The sequence below is a fragment of the Pseudomonas sp. TR47 genome, assembly GCF_044143025.1.
Classification (GTDB): domain Bacteria; phylum Pseudomonadota; class Gammaproteobacteria; order Pseudomonadales; family Pseudomonadaceae; genus Aquipseudomonas; species Aquipseudomonas putida_E.
On record NZ_JBHFCS010000031.1, the window covers coordinates 22,211 to 42,079 of the forward strand.

Consider the following 19,869-nt stretch of genomic DNA (forward strand, 5'->3'; position numbering starts at 1 on the left):
TCATCAATTCGGCAAAATAGTGTGCAAGGTGAACAGGTAAAGTTGTGCCGATTGCCCGCAAATTTCCTGTTTTTCGCGCTTGGCAAAAGCGGCCCGCATATTGCTCCCCTAGTCGCAACGACAACCCGGAGCACCGTGCCATGAGCTCACCTACCGAATTCCCGCTTTGCGAAGCCCCGCCATCCTCGCGCAAAGGGCTGCTGCCCATTGCCATGGTGTTGTTCAGCTTTACCTTCTTCACCGGCACCATGTTCGCCGGTGGCAAGCTGGGCATGGCCTTCAACTTCGTCGACATGCTGTGGGTCGCCGCCATCGGCAACACGCTGCTGGCGTTGTACGCGGCGGCCTTGGCCTTCATCGCCTCGCGCAGCGGCTTGAACAGCGTGCTGATGGGGCGCTTCTGTTTCGGCGAGGCGGGCAGCCGGCTTTCCGACTTCATCCTGGGCTTCGCCGAACTTGGCTGGTACGCCTGGGGCACCGCGACCGTGGCGATCGTGCTGGTCAAGTTGCTGGGCCTGGCGGGTGGTTTCACCGTGCCGCTGATGGTGCTGTTCGGCCTGGGTTTCAGCATTACCGCGATCATCGGCTTCAAGGGCCTGGACCTGCTGTCGCGGGTGTCGGTGCCGCTGATGTTCGCGCTGCTGCTGGTTTCGATGTATATCGCCACCGCCGATGCCGGGGGCTTTGCCGGCCTGGCGGCGGTGGTGCCGCATGAAACCATGACCTTCTCGGCAGCGGTGACCATGGTCTTCGGCACCTTCGCCAGCGGTGCCACCCAGGCCACCAACTGGACCCGGTTGTCGAGCAGCGGGCGGGTGGCGGTGGTGGCCAGCATCGTCGCCTTCCTGCTCGGCAACGGCCTGATGGTGGTGGCCGGGGCCTGGTGCGCGATGGTCTACCAGCAGGCCGACATCGTCGAAGTGATGATGCTGCAAGGCCTGTCGTTCGCGGCGGTGGTGATGCTCTGCCTGAACCTCTGGACCATCCAGGGACCGACCATCTACAACGTCTCGGCAGCGGCCTGCCACTTGCTGCGCAGCGAGCGTCGACGCATCGCCACGCTGGTCGCGGCAGCGGTGGGCATCGTGCTGGCGATTGGCGGGATGTATGAAATGCTGATCCCGTTCCTGGTGCTGCTGGGCTCGATCATTCCGCCAGTGGGTGGGGTGATCATGGCCGACTTCTGGTACCGCCACCGCGGCAAGTACCCGGCGCTGGCCTCGGTGCAGCTGCCGCGCTACAACTTCTTGGGCCTCGGGTCCTATGCGCTGGGTGCGGTGCTGGCCTACGCCTCGCCGTGGGTCGCGCCGCTGGTGGGCATTGGCGCCTCGGCCCTGTGCTACATCGTCATGCTTGAACTGAGCGGCCGGCGCCGGGCGCTGGGCCAGGCGGGTGTCGAACCGTGAGCCTGGCGCTGGACGAAATCCTGCACCTGCCCGGCCTGCAGGACATGACCGTCCGGGCCGGCGCGCGCAACCTGCAGCGGCGGGTGCGCTGGCCGTATGTGGCCGAGAACGAAGGCATTGCCGAGTGGGTGATGGGCGGCGAGCTGGTGTTCGTCACCGGCATCAACCACCCACGCGGCGAGGCCAACCTGCTGAGCCTGGTGGAAGATGGCGACGCCGTGGGCATTGCCGGCATGGTGATCCTCACCGGCGGCACGTTCATCCACGGCATTCCGCCTGTAGTGATCGAGCGCGCCGAGCAACTGGGGCTGCCGCTGATCGAGCAGCCGTATGCGCTGAAAATGGTGGTCGTCACTCACCTGATCGGTACGGCCCTGGTGCAGATGACCCAGGTGCGGCGCTCGCGCAATGACATCCTCGGCCAGTTGCTGACCGGCGACTACCCGAGCCTGGCCATCGCTCGGCAGCGGGCCGCGCACCTTGAGCTGGCGCTGGACGAGCCACGGCGCCTGGTGACACTGCGGCTGTCTGGCGTCGATGGATTGTTCGAGCGCCATGGGCTGGCCCAGGGCGAGCGCGTGTGGCAGGGCATTCGCCAGGCGCTGGAAGATCAGCTTGAGGCCTGGTGTCGTGGCAGGCCGGGGACTGTGACCGCGCAATTGCCGGGTGACCTGTTCGTGTTGTTACTGGCCGATGCCCACGGCCTGCACGCCACCCTGGCCGCGCTGCACCGGCAGTTGGCGGGCGTGGTCGGTGAACTGGGCCTGTTCATGGGCCTGTCGCGCCTGGCCGAGGATTGCGCCCACTACCGCCAGGCGCTCAATGAAGCGCGCCAGGCCTTGGAAGTGGCGCAGAACCTGCGCCCGGCCACCGGTTTCTGCGACTTCAGCGAGTTGGGCGTGCTGCGCCTGCTGCAAGGCATCGTCGATCGCTCGCTGATCGACGACTTCGTCGCCGAAACCCTTGGCCCACTGATCGCGCCCGGCCGCAAGCACCCCCATGTGCTGGTGCATACCCTCGACGCCCTGCTCAAGGAAAACGGCAATGGCCTGAAGGCCGCCCAGCGTCTGGGCCTGCACCGCAACACCATCAACCAACGTATTCAACGTATCGAACAACTGAGTGGGCAGTCACTCGACGACCCGCTATTTCGTATGAACGCTTCGGTCGCCATGCTGGTATGGCGCATGAGCGAAGCCCAATGCAAGGAGTAACAGCATGAACATCATCAACGCCCGTCTGCGTGGCAAGTCGGGCCTGTTTCGTATCGAACTGAACGGCGACCGTATCGCCGCCATCGAGCCCCAGGCCGATGTGGCGGTGCTGGCCAACCCCGACGACCTGGACGCCCAACAGAACCTGGTGGTGGCGCCCTTCGTCGAGCCGCACATTCACCTGGACGCCACCCTCACCGCCGGCGAGCCGAAGTGGAACATGAGCGGCACCTTGTTCGAAGGCATCGAACGCTGGGCCGAGCGCAAGGAAATCACCACCCACGACGACATCAAGCAGCGCTCGAAGAAGACCATCGACATGCTGGTGGACCATGGCATTCAGCACGTGCGAACCCATGTGGATGTGACCGACCCCAAGCTCACCGCGCTCAAGGCCATGGTCGAGGTGCGCGAGGAAGTACGCCACCTGGTTGACCTGCAAATCGTCGCCTTCCCCCAGGAGGGCATCGAGTCGTTCGCCAATGGCCGGGCCCTGATGACCGAAGCGGTGGCCATGGGCGCCGATGTGGTCGGTGGCATTCCGCATTTCGAGAACACTCGCGATCAGGGTGTGTCGTCGGTGAAGTTCCTGATGGAGCTGGCTGAGCGCACCGGTTGCCTGGTGGACGTGCACTGTGACGAAACCGACGACCCACAGTCGCGCTTCCTCGAGGTGCTGGCCGAAGAGGCCCGGGTACGTGGCATGGGCGCTCGGGTCACGGCGAGCCACACCACGGCCATGGGCTCTTATGACAACGCTTACTGCTACAAGCTGTTCCGCCTGCTGAAAATGTCGGGCATCAACTTCATCTCGTGCCCGACCGAGAGCATTCACCTGCAAGGGCGCTTCGACACTTACCCCAAGCGCCGCGGGCTGACCCGCGTGGCCGAGATCGACCGCGCCGGGATGAACGTGTGCTTCGGCCAGGACTCCATCGTCGACCCGTGGTACCCGCTGGGCAACGGCAACATCCTGCGCATTCTCGAAGCCGGGCTGCACATCTGCCACATGCTCGGCTACGAAGACCTGCAACGCAGCCTGGATCTGATCACCGACAACAGTGCCCGCACCCTCAACCTTGGGGAGCGTTATGGCATCGAGGTCGGGCGGCCGGCCAACTTGCTGCTGCTGTCGGCGCCGGATGATTACGAGATGGTCCGCAGCCAGGGCCACGCACTGGTTTCGGTGCGCAACGGCAAGGTGTTGATGCGCCGCACGTCGGCGCAGGTCGAACGCTTTGCCTGACGCCACCCTCTAGCAACGGCATTCATCATGCCCCGCCGGCTTTGGCCGGGCGGGGTGCTTTGCCATGGGCGCAGGATAATTACTGATGCCAAATTCGGTATCAATGGCTAACGAAATACGAATTATCAGAATCAAAGCCGCCCCTTAGACTCGAGTCCATGGCAACCCAGCCAGGTTGCCCGGACAGTTCTGAACCTGTGGAGTCAGTGCATGTTATCGAAGCAGACAATCGGGCTACGCCGCGTGGTCGTGACCGGCATGGGCATCGTCTCATGTCTGGGCAACAGCCCTGCGCAGGTCCTCCAGGCATTGCGCCAGGGGCGCTCGGGAATCGCCTTCAACCTGGCCTATGCGCAAGCGGGGCTGCGCAGCCATGTCAGCGGCCGGCTGGAGGTAGACTTTCAGCGCATCGACCGGCGCCACCGGCGCTTCATGGGCGATGCCGCAGCCTATGGCTACCTGGCCATGGCCGATGCCATCGCCGATGCACGGCTGACGCCCGAGCAGGTGGCCGACACCCGCACCGGCTGCGTGATGGGCTCGGGTGGCGGCTCCAGCGAAGACATCGTCGAGGCCAACCAGCTGCTGCACAGCCAGGGCGTACGCAAGGTGGGGCCGTACCGTGTACCCCGTACCATGACCAGTACGGTCTCAGCGTGCCTGGCCAGTTTCTTCGGCATCAAGGGCCTCAACTATTCCATCGCCTCGGCCTGCGCCACCAGCGCCCATTGCATCGGCCACGCCTTCGAGCAGATCCAGTTCGGCAAACAGGATGTGGTGTTTGCTGGCGGTGCCGAAGCCGAGCACTTCAGCCAGAGCTGCATGTTCGACGCCATGGGCGCGTTTTCCACCGGCTACAACGACCGGCCGGCCACTGCCAGCCGCCCTTATGACGTGGCCCGTGATGGCTTCGTTATCAGCGGCGGGGCAGGGGTGCTGGTGCTGGAGGCGCTGGAGCATGCCCAGGCGCGCGGGGCGACCATCCTCGCCGAAGTGATCGGCTATGGCACTGCCTCCGATGGCCAGGACATGGTTTCCCCCAGCGGCGACGGCGCACTGCGCGCCATGCAGATGGCCCTGGCCAGTTGCGCCGAACCGGTGGATTACCTCAATACCCATGGCACCAGCACCCAGGCCGGCGACCTGGTGGAACTGCAGGCGGCACTGGCTGCCTTCGACGGTGAACTGCCGCCGTTTAGCTCGACCAAGTCGCTGAGCGGGCACGCGCTGGGGGCGGCCGGGGTGCACGAGGCGATCTATGCGTTGCTGATGATGCGCCACGGTTTCATGGCGGCTTCGCACAACATCGAACAGCTCGACCCGCAGGTCGAGGGGCTGCCCTTGGTACGCAGCGTGCGCGAAGGGCAGCAGGTGAATTGCGTGATGTCCAACAGCTTCGGTTTCGGCGGGGCCAATGCCTCGCTGGTGTTCAGCCGTCGGGGGCTGGAGGCGCAGGGCGCACATTGACGGTGACGGCCCAGCAGAGGCCCGCCCGGACTGAGCTTGAGGGCTGCGCCTGCAGCCCACTCGCTGCGTGAAGGTTTCGAACTGCCAATCGCTTGTTCTCCAACAGACAGTGAGGTGGATATGTCGGGTACGTCGCAGCAGCCGGTCGCGCCGGAGCAATTGAAACGCGTGGTCTGGGCCGCGTCCATCGGCAACTTCGTCGAGTGGTTCGACTTTGCCCTGTATGGTTTTCTGGCGACCACCATCGCCCAGTTGTTCTTCCCCTCGGGTGACAGCACCACGGCGCTGCTCAAGACCTTTGCCGTGTTCGCCGTTGCCTTTGCTTTCCGCCCGCTCGGCGGGCTGGTGTTCGGCATGCTGGGGGACCATTTCGGGCGGCGCCGGGTGTTGTCGATCACGATCCTGCTGATGGCCGCAGCCACCACCCTGATCGGGCTGCTGCCGACCTATGCCAGCATCGGCCTGGCCGCCCCGTTGCTGTTGACGCTGATCCGCTGTGTGCAGGGTTTTTCCGCCGGTGGCGAATACGCCGGTGCCTGCATTTACCTCATCGAGCACGCCCCGGCCGGGCAGCGCGCCCGCTATGGCAGTGCCGCGCTGGTGTCGACCTTCGCCTCGTTCGCGGCCGCCGCCATCGTCACCTATGCCCTGAACCGCTGGCTGACAGCCGAGCAGATGGCAACCTTCGGTTGGCGCCTGCCCTTTCTGATCGCCGCGCCCCTCGGGCTGGTGGGCCTGTACCTGCGCTGGCGCCTGGACGAGACGCCGGCGTTCAAGGCGCTGGCTAGCGCCGAGCGTGCCGTGCATGCACCGCTGGGCCAGACATTGCGCGAGCAGGGCGGGGCGATGTGCTGCCTGGCGGCGTTCATCTCGCTGACCGCGCTGTCGTTCTACATGTGCACCACCTACTTCGTGACCTACCTGCAACTGCAAGGCGGCCAGCCGCAGCCCACAGCGCTGTTGATCTCTTTGCTGACCTTGCTGTTCGCCGCAGCCTGCTGCCCCTTTGCCGGACGCTTTTCCGACCGCGTTGGCCGGCGCCCGACCATGGTCACGGCTGCCGCCTGGCTGGTGCTGACCATTTACCCGGCGTTTCTGCTGGCGCGCTCCGGGTTGTTCTACCCAGCATTGGCGGGGGCGTTCCTGTTGGCCATCGGCGCGGTGCTGTGCGGTGTGGTCACGGCCGTGCTGTTGTCGGAAGTGTTCCCCACCCGCAGTCGCTACACCGCCTCGGCCATCACCTACAACATGGCCTACACGCTGTTCGGCGGTACCGCGCCGCTGATCGCCACCTGGCTGATCGAGCGCAGCGGTGACCCGCTGTCGCCGGCCTATTACCTGGCCGGTATCGCCCTGTTCGCCCTGGCGGGCGGGCTGTCGTTGCCGGAGACGGCGGGGCGCCCCTTGAGCCACGCCGCCGATCAACCCGCCAACCCCTTGGCATAAAAAAACAGGCCCCGCTTGGGGCCCCCGCACCTCAACAACAACCATAAGACCCACGTGCGAATCGGCTCGGCGGCGCAGTTGCCGAGTGCATTCGCGATCACCAGGAGTGACGCAGAATGGCCCGTATAGGCGTAGATGTCGGCGGTACCAACACAGACCTGATCCTGGAAACCACGGAGCGCGACTCCATCGGCCGGCGGATCTTTTCCCACAAGGTCCCCACCACCCTCGAAGACCAGTCCATCGCTGTGATGCGCGGGATTCTCGAGCTGTGTGCCAAGGCCGGAATCGGCGCCGAAGAAGTGGACCTGATCGTCCATGGCACTACGGTGGCGACCAACATTTCCATCGAACACAATGGCGCCGAGGTGGGCATGCTCACCACCAGGGGCTTCCGCGACATTCTGCACATTGGCCGGCACAAACGGCCCTACAACTTCTCGCTGCAGTTCGATGTGCCATGGCAGAGCACACCGCTGGTGCGTCGGCGTAACCGCATCGCCATCAACGAGCGCATCCTACCGCCCCATGGCCAGGTCGAGACGCCGCTGGACGAGCAGGAAGTCCGCGAGGCCGCGCAGTTGCTCAAGGCCCGTGGCGTGCAGGCCGTAATCATCGGCTTCATGTACGCCTTCCTCGACCGCTCCCATGAGCTGCGCGCCAAGGCCATCGTGCAGAAGGTGATGCCCGAGGCGTTCGTCTGCTGCTCCACCGATGTGGTGGACGTGATGCGCGAGTACGAGCGCTTTTCCACCACGGCCATGAACGCCTACGTCGGACCGCGCACCGCCCACTACCTGACCCACCTGGCCAGCCAGCTGCGTGAAAACGGCATCCAGGCCGACCTGCGCATCATGCAGTCCAACGGCGGTGTGGCCACCGTTGAAAGCTGCTGCGAGCGGCCGGTGAACATCCTCATGTCCGGCCCCGCCGGTGGCGTGATGGGCGGGCATTACTTCGCTGGGCTCGACGGTGAGCGCAACATCATCACCGTCGACATTGGTGGTACCTCGGCGGACATCTCGACCTTGGTCGATGGCCAGATCAAGGTGATGAACCCGCGCGACTCCTACGTGTCCGGGCACCCGGTGCTGGTGCCGATGATCGACCTGATCACCATCGGTGCCGGTGGCGGATCGGTGGCCTTCATCGACCCGGCCGGTGGCTTCCAGGTCGGCCCACGCTCGGCCGGTTCCAACCCCGGCCCGGCCTGTTACGGCCGCGGTGGCGAGGAGCCCACCGTGACCGACGCCAACATCGTGTTGGGCCGTCTGGACCCGGACCAGATGCTGGGCGGCGACCTGAAGATCGACCCGGCGCTGTCGTTCCAGGCCATCGAGGCGAAGATCGCCAAGCCGTTGGGCCTTAGCGTGCACCGGGCGGCCCTGGGCATCCTGCGGGTGGTCAACAACAACATGGCCCTGGCCATTCGTTCCAACTCGGTGGCCCGTGGTATCGACCCCCGCGATTTCGTGCTGATGCCGTTCGGCGGGGCAGGGCCGGTGCATGGTCCGGCGCTGGCCGATGAGGTCAATGCCAAGTCGGTGCTCATCCCGCCAGCGCCGGGCATCACCGCCGCCGCAGGCCTGCTGACCACCGACCTGCAGTACGAGGCCCTGCGCTCGTTGCTGTGCACCCTGAATACCATCGACGACACGCAATTGAATCGGCTCGAAAGCGCCTTGCAGGAACTGGAAGCCAATGTTCGGCAACAACTGCGCAACGATGGCGTGGACGATGCCTGCATGCAGCTGACCCGCATCGCCGAATGCCGCTACGACGGTCAGGGCTTCGAGTTGCGTGCCCTGATCCCTGGCGGCAGGGTGGACCACCAGGCCATTGCCCAGGTCATGGCGCATTTCCACCAAGTGCATGAGCAGGACTACGGCTATTGCTACGCCGATGCCCCGGTGGAAGTCGTCAGCCTGCGTGTCATCGGCCATTCCCAGTCCGAGAAGCTGGCCTGGCAGCCGCTGCCGGCGGCGGTCGACAGCGACACCGGCCAGGCCTTCCTTTACGAGCGCGACACCTGGTTCGACGATGGCCAGTGCCTGCCCACGCCACGCTATGACCGCAGCAAGCTGCACGCCGGCCAGTACATCGAAGGCCCGGCCATGCTCATGCAGCACGACTCCACCTCGCTGGTGCCGCCGGGTTGGGTGGCCAGGGTGAGCGCCCACGGCAACCTGATCATCTCCCGCCAGTAACGCCAGAGGACACAGCCATGAATACGCAACCGGTCGATCCGATCACCCTGCAAGTCATCAGCGGCGCCTTGAAGACCATCGCCGAAGAGATGGGCCACGTGCTGTACCGCATGTCGTTCTCATCGATCATCCGCGAGTCCCAGGACATGGGCGCCGGGCTGTTCGACACCCGCTACCAGACCATCTGCGAGTCCGAATCCACGCCGATGCACATCGGCTCGATCCCGGCCTACCTGCGCGGCATCGAGGCCACCCTGCAAGGTGGCGCCTGGCACGAGGGCGATGTGGTGGTGCACAACCATCCCTATCACGGCTCCAGCCACAGCCCGGACCTGGCGGTGATCGTGCCGATTTTCCATGAAGGCGAGCTGGTGGGCTTTTCCGGCAACACCGCGCACCACATCGACATCGGCGCAGCTACGCCGGGGTTGATCATCGACGTAGGCGACGTGTACGCCGAAGGCATGCTGATGGCCGGGCTCAAGCTCTATGAGCGCGGTGTGCGCAACGAAGCGCTGGTGCAGATGTTCCGTTACAACAGCCGTGCATCCGACCAGCTGATTCGCGACATCGAAGCCCAGGTGGCCTCGGCGCAGCTGGGCGCCCGGCGCTTCAAGGAACTACTGACCCGCTACGGCAAGGACTTCAGCTTTACCGCGATCAACCAGTTGATCGACTACGCCGAAACCATCATGCGCCAGCAGATCGCGCAGATTCCCGATGGCGACTACCGCGCCGAAGGCTTCCTCGACGACGACGGCCGCAACCGCGAGCGGCGCCTGCCGGTGGTGGTCACGGTAAAAGTGAGCGGTGATGCCCTGGAGGTGGACCTGACCGGTTCGGCGTTGCAAACCGAAACCGCCTATAACGTGCCGTTCGAAGGTTCGTGCAAGGTGGCCGCCTACGCCGCCTTCCGCAAGCTGCTGCTCGACGCTGCCACGCTGCCCAGCCCGGTGCCGTCCAACGAGGGGTCGTTCCGCCCGATCAGCGTCGTGGCGCCGCTGGGCACGATTTTCAACCCAGTGTTCCCAGCCGCTGCCGAGGCGCGCTTCACCCAGTGCAACCGGATGATCGATCTCATCATCAAGGCCCTGGCCCCGGTGCTGCCGGAGCGGGTGATCGCCGGCAGCTCGGCGTCGATCTCCTTCGCTGCCTATTCCGGGGTGAAGGCCGATGGCGACTATTGGGTATTCCTCGAAGTCAACGAAGGGGCATACGGCGGGCGGCCGAAATCCGACGGGCCCGATGCCATCGACAACCTGATGGCCAACACCCGCAACAACCCCATCGAAGACCTGGGGATGCACCTGCCGATGATCTGCGACCGCTACGAGCTGCGTGACGATGTGCAGCCAGGCGCTGGCAAGTACCGCGGTGGCATCGGTGTGGTAAAGGCCCAGCGGGTGCTCACGGCGGGCTTCATCACCCACGAAAGCGAACGGCATTTCGATGTGCCCTGGGGGGTGTTCGGTGGCTGCGACGGGGTGGTAGGCAAGACCGAGATCTACAATGTCGCCAGCCCCGGGCAGGTGGTGTCGATGCCGTCGAAGTTCTCCGGGTACGCGTCCAAGGCGGGGGATGTGATGGCCTACTACTCGCCCTGTGGCGGTGGCTATGGCAACCCGCTAGAACGCAGTGCCGAGCAGGTGCGCGAAGACGTGCTGGATGACTTCTGCAGCCTCGAACAGGCCTTTGAGGTGTACGGAGTGGTGCTCGACGAGCAGGTGCGCCTGGACATCGAGGCCACCCGCGCCCGGCGCCAGCAACTGCAGGGCTGACCACAGGTCTGCCCGCCGCAGCCTTTGCTGGGTTGCTATTCGCCAGCAAAGGCCGTTGCCCACGTTCGTTCCTTTCCCCAAGAGCCTGCGGCCATCGCCATGGCAGGTAGGTTGCGCCTTCCATTCATGCACAGGTGCTTCGATGAACAGCCCCGAATTGACTTCTGTCTCACCGACTCCGGCCGTCTCCCGTCACAACCTGTTGGAACCGTCGATTCTTCCGGTACAACGACGACATCGCTCGATCGGTACCCTGGGTTTCACCTGGATCTGGATCGGTATCGCGTTCATGATCGCCACCTTCCAGCTGGGTGCTACGGGTGTTGCCGGCCTGCCGCTGCCACAGGTCGTAGCGATCATTCTGCTGGCCAACATCGTCCTGGCGCTACTGATGACCCTGACCGCGGACATCGGTACCGAACATGGTTTGTCTTTCGCGGTGTATTTGCGAGCGCCGTTCGGCGTGCATGGCACACACATTCCGTCATTGTTTCGCGGCCTGGTCGCGGCGATCTGGTTCGGTATCCAGACCTACCTCGGCGCCCTGGCCCTGAGCGGTATCGTCGAGTACTTGACCGGGTTCGACAACTGGGCCTTGTGGTATGTGATCTTCGCAGTGGTGCAAATCATCAATACCGCGCTGGGTATCAAGGCGGTAGAGTTTCTCTCGTCCATCGCAGCGCCGGCGATCATTGCCATCTCGGTTTGGATGTACCTGACCCTCGATGTGCTGGCAGTCACCAAAGGGGTCAATATCTGGACGTTCGTCGGCGACAAGCAGCTGACCATCATTACCCTGTTCCTGGCTAACGTGGCTTTCTGGTCGACCTTGGCCATCGACATTCCCAATATCACCCGTTACGTGCGGACACCAGTCAATGCTCGGGGGTTCCTGTCTCGTAACCGGCATATCTTTCTTGCTCAACTGGTCGCATTACCGCTGACTCAGACCTGGATCGCGGTCATTGGCGCGGCATCTTTCGTCGCCGCCGGAGACTGGAATCCAATCAATGTCATCCAGGCCCAGAGCACCGGGCTGAGCCTGGTCGTGCTGATGGTCCTGGTGGTGCTGGCACAGTGGTCGACCAATACTGCAGCCAACCTGATCCCGGCGGCGCTGACCTTCGTCAATGCTGGAGCACCACGAGTCAGATACCCGACTGCAGTGATGATCGCGGGAGTCATCGGTACACTTTCGATGCCGTGGGCCATCCTCGATAACCTGTTCGCCTTCCTGTTTTCGTATGGATCGTTCCTCTCGGCAATTGGCGGGATCATGGTGGCTGACTATTACCTGATTCGGCGACGCCGGTTGAACGTGCCGCAGTTGTATGAGCTGCAAGGGCAATTCCACTATTGGCGCGGTTTCAACCCTGCCGGCTTGTTAGCGTGGGCTGCGGCCAGCGTGTTGGCGTACTGTTCCGGTGACTGGGCATTTGTAGTCGGTTTCGTCAGCGGTTTGGTGATCCATGCCATGCTGATGAAGTTCTGGATCGTTCGGCGCTATCCCCAGCAAGAGCTCACCGGCAATGGCGCGCAGTGGCTGGCCAGCAGTGTCGGCCACGACTGGCGCTACGATGCCAGTACCGATCGCTTCGGCCTTACGCCATCAGATCAGGCGTGAAGCTCCGCAGCTCGGTGCCCTAGTAGGGCTTTGAAACGCGCGGCGGTAGGGCTCTGGTATTCCTCGTTCCACGCGGCGATGGTCTGCACCTGGGCATGCTCGTCCTGCAGCGGCACGATGACCACGCCTTCGCGCTGGATCCGGTAGGCGCATTCCGAATACAGCGACACCCCCATGTTGGCCGCCACCAGCCCGAGGATACCGATGCTGGTGGTGGCCTCCTGGTGAATGTTCGGGCTGAAACCGGCGCGCTGGCACAGCTGAAACGCCTGGTCGCGGAACAGGCTCCAGCCACTGGGCGCACCGAAGATGAAGCGCTCGTCGCGCAACTGTTCGATGCGCAAAGTGGCCTGTCCGGCCAGCGGGTGCCGTGACGGCAGAATTGCCACCATGCGTTCCTGGTTCACCGGCAATGAGGCGATGTCCGGCTCGGTCATTGGCCCCAGCAGGAACCCCACGTCGATCAGGCAATCGCGGATCGCCTTGTACTGCTCGTGAGAGGGCATGTACAGCAACTCCACGGTCACATCCGGGTGCAGGTCCTTGAAGCGCTCGAGAATGCCCGGCAGCGCGCCGTTGATGGCGAAGTCGTTGTAGGCCACGGTCAGGTGGCCGATGTCCCCCGCCGCGGCGCTACGCGCCAGGTCGATACCGCGTTCGATATGGCGGAACACCTGCTGGCATTCCTGCAAGAACAGCCGACCGGCCTCGGTCAGCGCCACATGGCGCGTGGTGCGCATGAACAACTCCGCCCCCAGCTCGCTTTCCAGCGCCTTGATCAGGCGGCTCAAAGCCGGCTGGGTGATGAACAGGGCATCGGCGGCGCGCTTGAAATGCAGCAGTTGCGCGACGCGGACGAAGGCTTTTATCTGCTTGAGATCAAAGCGGATATTAATGCTCATTTTGGTATCAATGCTCGCCAACAATGAATTGGATGTCATCAGTGGCCGAGATTATCGTGAGTTCCAGGTCAAGGCAAACCTTCCTTGCCGAACCGCTCACAACGACCCACTGGGGAGATTCACTATGTCGCAAGACCTGATGACCATGCTCGAACGCGCCTTCGAAGAATCGACCAAGCTCTACAAGGAGCGTGGCTTCCAGCGCCGTATCGGCTTCGGCAAGCGCCCGGCGCTGATCAACGTCGACCTGGCCAACGCCTGGACCCGCCCAGGCAACCCGTTCACCTGCGAAAAGATCGACGACGAAATCATCCCCGGCGTGCAGCGCCTGATGAAGGTGTTCCGTGCCAACCACTTCCCGATCGTCCACGTCACCACCTGCTACCAGAACACCGACCGCCATGACCCCAACACCGACATGGGCCAGTGGCACAACAAGATCCCGGTGGACGTGGTCAACCAGGCCGATGAGAACCTCTGGGCGATCGACTCGCGCATCGCGCCAGTCGATGGCGAGTTCGTGCTGGTGAAGAAGCGCGCCAGTTCGTTCAGCGGCACCTCGCTGGCCGGGTACCTGCGCTCGGCAGGGGTCGACACCATCCTGGTGACCGGCGTGACGGCCTCGGCTTGCGTGCGTACCACCCTGTGCGACGGCCTGGCCGAAGGCTTCCGCACCATCGCCGTGAAAGAGTGCATCGGCGACCGGGTACCGGGCGCGGTGGCCTGGAACCTGTTTGACATTGATGCCAAGTTCGCCGACGTGGAAACCGTCGACAGCTGCCTGGATTACCTGGCTAGCATTGGCAAACGTTGACCGCCCGGGTGTGACCCGCGCCATGCTGAAGCCGGGCTTCAGCATGGCGCGTTGCGTTTGTCCAGCCGCATGGCTGAAACACACCTGTACGCCAGGCTCATTGATTGCAAGCTAAGCGATTGTTAAGGTCGGTCCTCCCAAGAATCATCATGAGCGTCTGGTCGAGCTGGCAACTATCTTCAACTGCGAAACAGCCGACCTGCTGACCGAGGGAGCTCCCGCCCGGAGGACCAGGCCCGCAGGCTCCATGACCTTCTTTCCCGGCTGACAGCGGCAGACCGTGAGCTTGTCATGGACATGGTGGAGCGCCTGGTTGCCCGGCTCGGCCAGGACTGAGCGCTGAATCATGGCGACTACATGGCGGGCTCGGACGCCTCCTCTGTACCCGGCTCATCGAACAGCGATCCACAGCGCAGGCACAAATACCTGAACCCTCCGAAGTGATATTTGGCGACCCCAGGGTTGGGGTATCTGTGTCCGCCTCCTGAGCCCCCTGCAATGCACTGTCGGCCAGGCTGACCAGCAGGGCGATGCCCTTGGCAACGTCCCGCGTCAGAATGGCCTTGGACTCGCAGATTAAGCATCTGATCATGGTTCCTCGTGGTAATAACGGCCGAATGCACAGCCGCTGGTGATGACTGGTTGGCGGTTGTCGCTGGGGGTTTTCAGCAGGGATTGCCCGGGCGTGGGCAGAGCAATCTGAGCAGGCGATTCAGCATCCAGCAGGCCAGGACCACGGCGAGCAGCAGCGGCGGGAAGCGCAGCATGAGCAAGATGCTCAGCACCACCGTAGCAGCGGCCGCGAGCGCGCCGATGAAGATGAGCAGGTGGAGTAGAAATCGAAGTAGAAGCATAGTGAGTCTCCAAGAAAACCTGCCTGGCCGATGACGGCAGCGCAGGCAGGTGGGATTCAGTGGGGCTGTGAGGCGAGGGCTTCCAGTTTGTCTGCGAGGAATTTGGGCGCCGCCTGTGAATCAACGGGGGCGGTCGAGCTGGCTGGCTCTGGGGCGGTGAAGAACTCCTCGATCACGGCGTGACTGTCTTCTTCGCTGTCCTCAAAGGCGCCATTGCCGAAGCCCCGGCGGGCTGCCTCATCCAGCGCCCCTTGATCGAAGCCGGCGGTTTGCCGTTGCGCCGCGAGCTCGCCCGCCTGCTGCAGAGCTTCAGCCATGCCCATGCCGTTGCGTACCGTGAGGTCGACGTAGAAGATCGGGGTGCCGTGGCTCTGGCGCGTCGACTTGCCGCGTAGGCGCAGCTCCAGCGGCAGGCAGGCCAAGCGATTGCCGGAAATGGCCTGGAAGTAATGTAGCCGGGCTGCCAGGGTGCGGATGCTGTTGAAGCCGGTGGTGCGGAACACGAAGGTGCCCAGCGGATCCTCCTCGCCAATGACCACGTTCAGCCGGCCATAGGGCCTGCAGGCATTACCCTTGGCCAGCGGGCAGGCATCCGGCGAAGGGCAGGGCAGCGATTGCATACCGTCCTGAGTGACGCGCTTGCAGGTTTCGCCATTACCGACGCACAGTGGCCGTCCCGACTGCCGGTCGAACAGGGTGTAGTCGGCGCGAAAGTTCAATTCCGGTTCGTTGAACAGCAGACGTACCGGGATGCTACGCAGCTTGTCGTCCTTGCCCTGACGCAGTTCATCGTTGAGCGGGTGCAACAGCCAGCCATCCCGGCCCTGCACTTGGGACGTGATGGTGAACTGGTCATCCTTCTCCGGAAGACGCTTACCGTTTTTCTCGACGACCTTGCCAATGGAGATGCGACCGAGTGCGGGAGGGATGAGTGCGAGACCTTTCAACATGGTGGTGCTCCTGGAAATGAAAAAGGCCAGCCACGCAGCGCGAACTGCATGGACTGGCCAAGGGGGAAGGGGTGATGGAGGAGGAAATCAGCCGACCAGGAAGCGCCGCGCACCGGGCTTCAGCAACGGATACTTGGCCTGCAGGTACGGCTTGTCCTTGAGCAGTTGCGCGACATCGAAACCGATGTTGTCCTTGGCCTTGCGCCAACTGACGTAGCCGCTGGAGAACTCCGCGCGACTGGCGTCGCCCATGGCCTGCTGCAGCATCTGCTTGAGCTCGGCCTCGCGCTTTTCCTTGTCGGCCATCGACTGCCGCAGGGCCTTCAGTTCGATATAGGCGGCAGTCAGCCCAGCATGGCTGCTGAAGTTGACTACCTGACCGTTGTCCTCCGGATACAGGCAGCGTAGCGCTGCCTCCGCGGATGCCGTCCCGTCGGCTGGCGGTGGTGTGTCGGTCTCCACGTAGCGCCAGAACTTGCACTCCAGCTCGATCAGGCGAGCAATCATCTGCTCGTCCCGCTCAATGCGGTGGATCTCCAGCGTCTGGCCACCAAGCAGCACGGCTACATCCGCAGCCTGCTTGCCAGTGACGGCGAGCTGGTGCATCACCTGAAGCTCGACATACTCGGGGATGCCTTCCTTCCAGAGACGTGCCCCGTTTATGCCGGCGGTCTTGCATTCGAGGATCTGCACATCGTCGGCACCGATTACCTCACGGTCGATGTTGGCCAGCATCCAGGGCAGCTCCGGATCCGGATGCTGTAGCACGGCGTTAATGCGGCGGACCTTGTTCTTGGTGCGCTTGCTGTAGTGCCAGGCCACGATGGGTTCCAGGACGTTGCCCCAATACATCGGGCTTTCCTCATCCTGGGTATCGCCCTTAGGCAGCGCAGTGTCGCGGCCGGTCTTCTCCAGCCACAGTTCGAGCTGCGATTTGTAGGGATTCAGTCCCACGGCAGCCGCGGCATCCGAACTGCCGATGCCTTGTTTACGGATCTGCAGCCAGTCCTCGCGCGGAAGCTCCTTGGTGCTGACCAGGCGCAGGGCCGGGCGGGCTTTGCGGGAGCTGCCGTTCAATGACGTTGCTTTCATGGTATTCACCTGCAGACATGAAAACGCCCGACCAGCACAAGGCTGACCGGGCGCGAGGGTTGAAGTAAGTGAGGGCTAAGCGGCGAGCTGTAGCGCGCCATCCAGAGCGCGTTGCTTGATCTGTGCCCCCTGGCCGAACCAGGCCGAGTCCATGCGGTACTCGTTGCTGCGGGCACGACGTTCGTGGTCGACGTACTCGGTCACGGCGTTGAGTAGGCCCCAAGCTGTGCCACGTGCAGAGTCCAGCTGGCTACCGCGACCACGGCCTTCGTACAGCTCCTGGGCTTTGCGTAGCGCACGCTCGTTGGGCAGTACCTCCGGTAGGGCGCCGGTCGGGCTGGTCTCGCACAGCACGCCCATAAAGAATCCCAAAGCCTCATGCCACTGCACCTTGCGTTCGGCCAGCGCGCGCATGCGGTACATGAAGTCGTCCCACTGGGATACGGCAATACCGAGCTGTTTCTTCACTGCTTGCGGATCGAAGCGGGTGTTGTGCGGCACCTTGATCGCGCGGCTGGTGCCGTCCAGGGCGATGGTCAGGGTGTTGTTGCACACCACGCGCACAGTGGTGGGTGTGGCAGTGGTGGCCAGGGTGCCGTCGCAGGATGTCGCGAGCAGCAGATAGCCGTTGACCTGATCATTACCCTTGATCGCAGCGCCTTGCCCGGTACGCGCCAGCGCCCAGAACTTGCGACCGCCCTTGAGCACGCCAGCGGTTTCCAGCTCGTAGCCGGATACCTCGGTGAGGTCCCGGTAAAACTCGAGCACTTCCCGGGGCTGCACGGTGTGGTAGCGCTGCGAGACCACCGACAGCGGGGTTTTGGTGTCCGAACGGAACAGCACCTTCTGTTCGGGGAAGGAGTGAATTGCGCCCAGATGGCCCGTGACCTCTGATTTGAAATGCACGGGACTTTCGAGGATCTGCCAGTCCATCCCGGCTTCACGCTGCCAGACTTCGATGGGTTGTTTCTGAGTGAGCTGATTGCCCAGGCCATGCCACGGAGTAGCGCCAGCGTAGGCCATGATTTCGACGAGATGTGCCATGTGAGCGATTCCTTTGGGTGCAGGCCGGCATAAAGCGCCGCGCCAGGCGCAGCACCGACCGGACGATTGAAATGAGAGGAGAGAAAGGGCCGGATCAGACTGGCAGGTTGAAGCGATGACCGCAGAGCAGACAGAGATTGTGGGCCAGGACGTGGCGGTCGAGCGACTCGCCAAGCTGGGCGCCTAGCGCACACCCGCCTACGCCGCCGGCCAGGCCGGCGAGAATGGCACCAGACACGGAACCTAGGGTGATACCGACAGGTCCGGCGAACGCGCCGATAGCTGCGCCAGCTTGGCCACCTCCCAGGGCTGCGCTGACGCTACGTGCAATACCGCCAAGGGTGCCGACGGCGGCGCCGACTCTCATGGCGTGATGGAAGGAAGCGATTTTTGGGGAGTGACAGCGAGGGCACTGCAATGACATGGGGCTAACCTCCTTGGTGCTTATGTCATCGCGATAATGTGTGGTTGAGATTTTTTCGAGTCGAATGGTCGCATTTCAGAAGCGAAACCAATGACGTAACGAGCCACAATCGGCAGAGACAGGCCGGGATTAGTGCTGATAGCTACTGCTCGCGTAGCGTCGCTCAAACTCCATCGTGCAGAGATAGCCCTTTGAATCGCCCCTGGTTTCGTAGACACCTCCAAGCCTCATAATGAGGCCCAAATAGGAGGTGCCATGAGTCGTCAGCGTTACCCCGAAGAGTTCAAGATCGAAGCGGTCAAGCAAGTGACCGAGAAAGGCAAACCCGTCGCCGATGTCGCCCAGCGCCTGGGCATGTCCGTACATAGCCTTTACGCCTGGATCAAGGTCTACACCAAGCCCCAAGAGCAGCGTCAGCAAGACGACGATCAGCAGGCCGAATTGCGCAAGCTACGCGCTGAACTCAAGCGCGTGACTGAAGAGCGAGACATCTTAAAAAAGGCCGCCGCGTACTTTGCCAAGGAGTGCGGCTGAAGTACGCCTTCATCAAGAAGCACTCGACTGATTACCCGGTGCGGCGCCTTTGCCAAACCCTCAAGGTGCACCCCAGCGGCTACTACGCCTGGCTGGCCGAGCCTCAATCTGCCCGAGCAAAAGAAGATCAACGTCTGCTTGGCTTGATCAAGCACGCTTGGCTAGAAAGCGGAGGTGTATACGGCTACCGCAAAATTCACGATGACCTACGTGAGCTGGGAGAGGAATGCGGACGAAATCGAGTCGGGCGCTTGATGCAGGCGGAGGGGCTGCGTTCGCAAACGGGCTATCGGCGGCGTCCAGGGTTTTACGGTGGAAAACCAACAGTGGCCTCGCCCAACCACCTCGCGCGGCAGTTCAAGGTCAGTGAGCCGAACAAGGTCTGGGTGACAGATATCACTTACATCCGCACCTATGAAGGATGGCTCTATCTAGCGGTAGTGCTGGATCTGTTCTCACGCCAAGTAATTGGTTGGTCAATGAAGCCAAGGATGTGCAGCGACCTGGCTATCGACGCAATGTTGATGGCTGTGTGGCGACGCAAGCCACAGCAGCAAGTGATGATTCACTCAGATCAAGGTAGTCAGTTCAGTAGCTCAGATTGGCAAAGCTGCTTGAAGGCTAACAATGTAACCAGCAGCATGAGTCGGCGGGGAAACTGCCACGACAATGCCGTAGCCGAGAGCTTTTTCCAACTTTTGAAGCGGGAGCGCATCCGACGAAAGATCTACACAACCCGTGAAGAAGCCCGAAGTGATATTTTCGATTACATCGAAATGTTCTATAACCCTAAACGCCGACACAGCAGTGCTATGCAGCTGTTTCCAATAGAGTATGAGAAACGCTATTTCCTGAGCTTGGAGAGTG

General features: G+C 62.8%; 16 protein-coding genes and 1 pseudogene. 11 read left to right on the forward strand and 6 right to left on the reverse strand.

All coding sequences use genetic code 11. From position 1 onward, the window contains the following. The first annotated feature begins 140 nt into the window (after positions 1 to 140). The 8 genes from codB to ACEWE8_RS23590 all read left to right on the forward strand — a co-directional run bounded on the left by codB (position 141) and on the right by ACEWE8_RS23590 (position 12,388). The gene (codB, locus tag ACEWE8_RS23555; RefSeq protein ID WP_023101490.1) at positions 141 to 1,406 is read left to right on the forward strand and encodes a cytosine permease; all 1,266 of its coding nucleotides are present in this window, start codon (positions 141 to 143) and stop codon (positions 1,404 to 1,406) included. Next, positions 1,403 to 2,620, forward strand: a complete 1,218-nt coding sequence (locus tag ACEWE8_RS23560) for a PucR family transcriptional regulator (protein ID WP_023101489.1) — start codon at positions 1,403 to 1,405, stop codon at positions 2,618 to 2,620. Before codB ends, ACEWE8_RS23560 begins: the two co-directional genes overlap by 4 nt. 4 nt (positions 2,621 to 2,624) lie before the next feature. After that, positions 2,625 to 3,866 (forward strand): cytosine deaminase, encoded by a 1,242-nt coding sequence (codA, locus tag ACEWE8_RS23565; RefSeq protein ID WP_023101488.1) that lies wholly within the window; start codon positions 2,625 to 2,627, stop codon positions 3,864 to 3,866. Between the two features lie 210 nt (positions 3,867 to 4,076). Continuing rightward, positions 4,077 to 5,333, forward strand: a complete 1,257-nt coding sequence (locus ACEWE8_RS23570; protein WP_009683511.1) for a beta-ketoacyl synthase N-terminal-like domain-containing protein — start codon at positions 4,077 to 4,079, stop codon at positions 5,331 to 5,333. Positions 5,334 to 5,453: 120 nt separating this feature from the next. After that, positions 5,454 to 6,779, forward strand: a complete 1,326-nt coding sequence (locus ACEWE8_RS23575) for an MFS transporter (protein ID WP_009683512.1) — start codon at positions 5,454 to 5,456, stop codon at positions 6,777 to 6,779. 116 nt (positions 6,780 to 6,895) lie between these two features. Then, positions 6,896 to 8,986 carry a hydantoinase/oxoprolinase family protein gene (locus ACEWE8_RS23580; RefSeq protein ID WP_023101487.1) on the forward strand — a complete coding sequence of 697 codons (2,091 nt, stop codon included), beginning with the start codon at positions 6,896 to 6,898 and terminating at the stop codon, positions 8,984 to 8,986. Positions 8,987 to 9,003: 17 nt separating this feature from the next. Continuing rightward, the gene (locus ACEWE8_RS23585) at positions 9,004 to 10,764 is read left to right on the forward strand and encodes a hydantoinase B/oxoprolinase family protein (protein ID WP_009683515.1); all 1,761 of its coding nucleotides are present in this window, start codon (positions 9,004 to 9,006) and stop codon (positions 10,762 to 10,764) included. A 142-nt stretch (positions 10,765 to 10,906) separates the two neighbouring features. Next, positions 10,907 to 12,388, forward strand: a complete 1,482-nt coding sequence (locus ACEWE8_RS23590; protein WP_023101486.1) for an NCS1 family transporter — start codon at positions 10,907 to 10,909, stop codon at positions 12,386 to 12,388. Here ACEWE8_RS23590 and ACEWE8_RS23595 read toward each other — a convergent pair. Continuing rightward, positions 12,379 to 13,290 carry a LysR family transcriptional regulator gene (locus tag ACEWE8_RS23595; protein ID WP_009683517.1) on the reverse strand — a complete coding sequence of 304 codons (912 nt, stop codon included), beginning with the start codon at positions 13,288 to 13,290 and terminating at the stop codon, positions 12,379 to 12,381. The two genes, ACEWE8_RS23590 and ACEWE8_RS23595, sit on opposite strands and share 10 nt — an antisense overlap. A gap of 124 nt (positions 13,291 to 13,414) precedes the next feature. On the opposite strand from ACEWE8_RS23595, the gene ACEWE8_RS23600 reads away from it, so the two are divergent. Both ACEWE8_RS23600 and ACEWE8_RS23605 read left to right on the forward strand, forming a co-directional pair. Beyond that, the gene (locus ACEWE8_RS23600; RefSeq protein WP_009683518.1) at positions 13,415 to 14,104 is read left to right on the forward strand and encodes an isochorismatase family protein; all 690 of its coding nucleotides are present in this window, start codon (positions 13,415 to 13,417) and stop codon (positions 14,102 to 14,104) included. 151 nt (positions 14,105 to 14,255) lie between these two features. Then, a pseudogene (locus tag ACEWE8_RS23605) lies at positions 14,256 to 14,440 on the forward strand (transcriptional regulator); the annotation flags it as partial. A 329-nt stretch (positions 14,441 to 14,769) separates the two neighbouring features. On the opposite strand, the gene ACEWE8_RS23610 reads toward ACEWE8_RS23605, so the two are convergent. From ACEWE8_RS23610 to ACEWE8_RS23630, 5 genes are all read right to left on the reverse strand, one after another. Beyond that, positions 14,770 to 14,958 (reverse strand): hypothetical protein, encoded by a 189-nt coding sequence (locus tag ACEWE8_RS23610; protein WP_009683519.1) that lies wholly within the window; start codon positions 14,956 to 14,958, stop codon positions 14,770 to 14,772. A gap of 56 nt (positions 14,959 to 15,014) precedes the next feature. Further along, positions 15,015 to 15,908, reverse strand: coding sequence for a hypothetical protein (locus ACEWE8_RS23615; protein ID WP_009683520.1), 894 nt, complete (start codon positions 15,906 to 15,908; stop codon positions 15,015 to 15,017). Positions 15,909 to 15,995: 87 nt separating this feature from the next. Then, on the reverse strand, positions 15,996 to 17,000 hold the full coding sequence (locus ACEWE8_RS23620; protein ID WP_034023887.1) for a YqaJ viral recombinase family protein: 1,005 nt from the start codon (positions 16,998 to 17,000) through the stop codon (positions 15,996 to 15,998). A gap of 75 nt (positions 17,001 to 17,075) precedes the next feature. Beyond that, complete coding sequence (locus tag ACEWE8_RS23625) at positions 17,076 to 18,044, reverse strand: DUF932 domain-containing protein (RefSeq protein ID WP_395589379.1); 969 nt, start codon at positions 18,042 to 18,044, stop codon at positions 17,076 to 17,078. 94 nt (positions 18,045 to 18,138) lie between these two features. Beyond that, positions 18,139 to 18,468: a hypothetical protein gene (locus tag ACEWE8_RS23630; RefSeq protein ID WP_009681987.1), complete on the reverse strand. Its 330-nt coding sequence runs from the start codon at positions 18,466 to 18,468 to the stop codon at positions 18,139 to 18,141. Positions 18,469 to 18,723: 255 nt separating this feature from the next. Here ACEWE8_RS23630 and ACEWE8_RS23635 point away from each other — a divergent pair. Beyond that, a protein-coding gene (locus ACEWE8_RS23635; RefSeq protein ID WP_395589380.1) for an IS3 family transposase occupies positions 18,724 to 19,869 on the forward strand; the annotation gives its coding sequence in 2 pieces (ribosomal slippage) (positions 18,724 to 18,958 and positions 18,958 to 19,869; 1,147 coding nt annotated over the 2 pieces). This gene is flagged as partial in the annotation.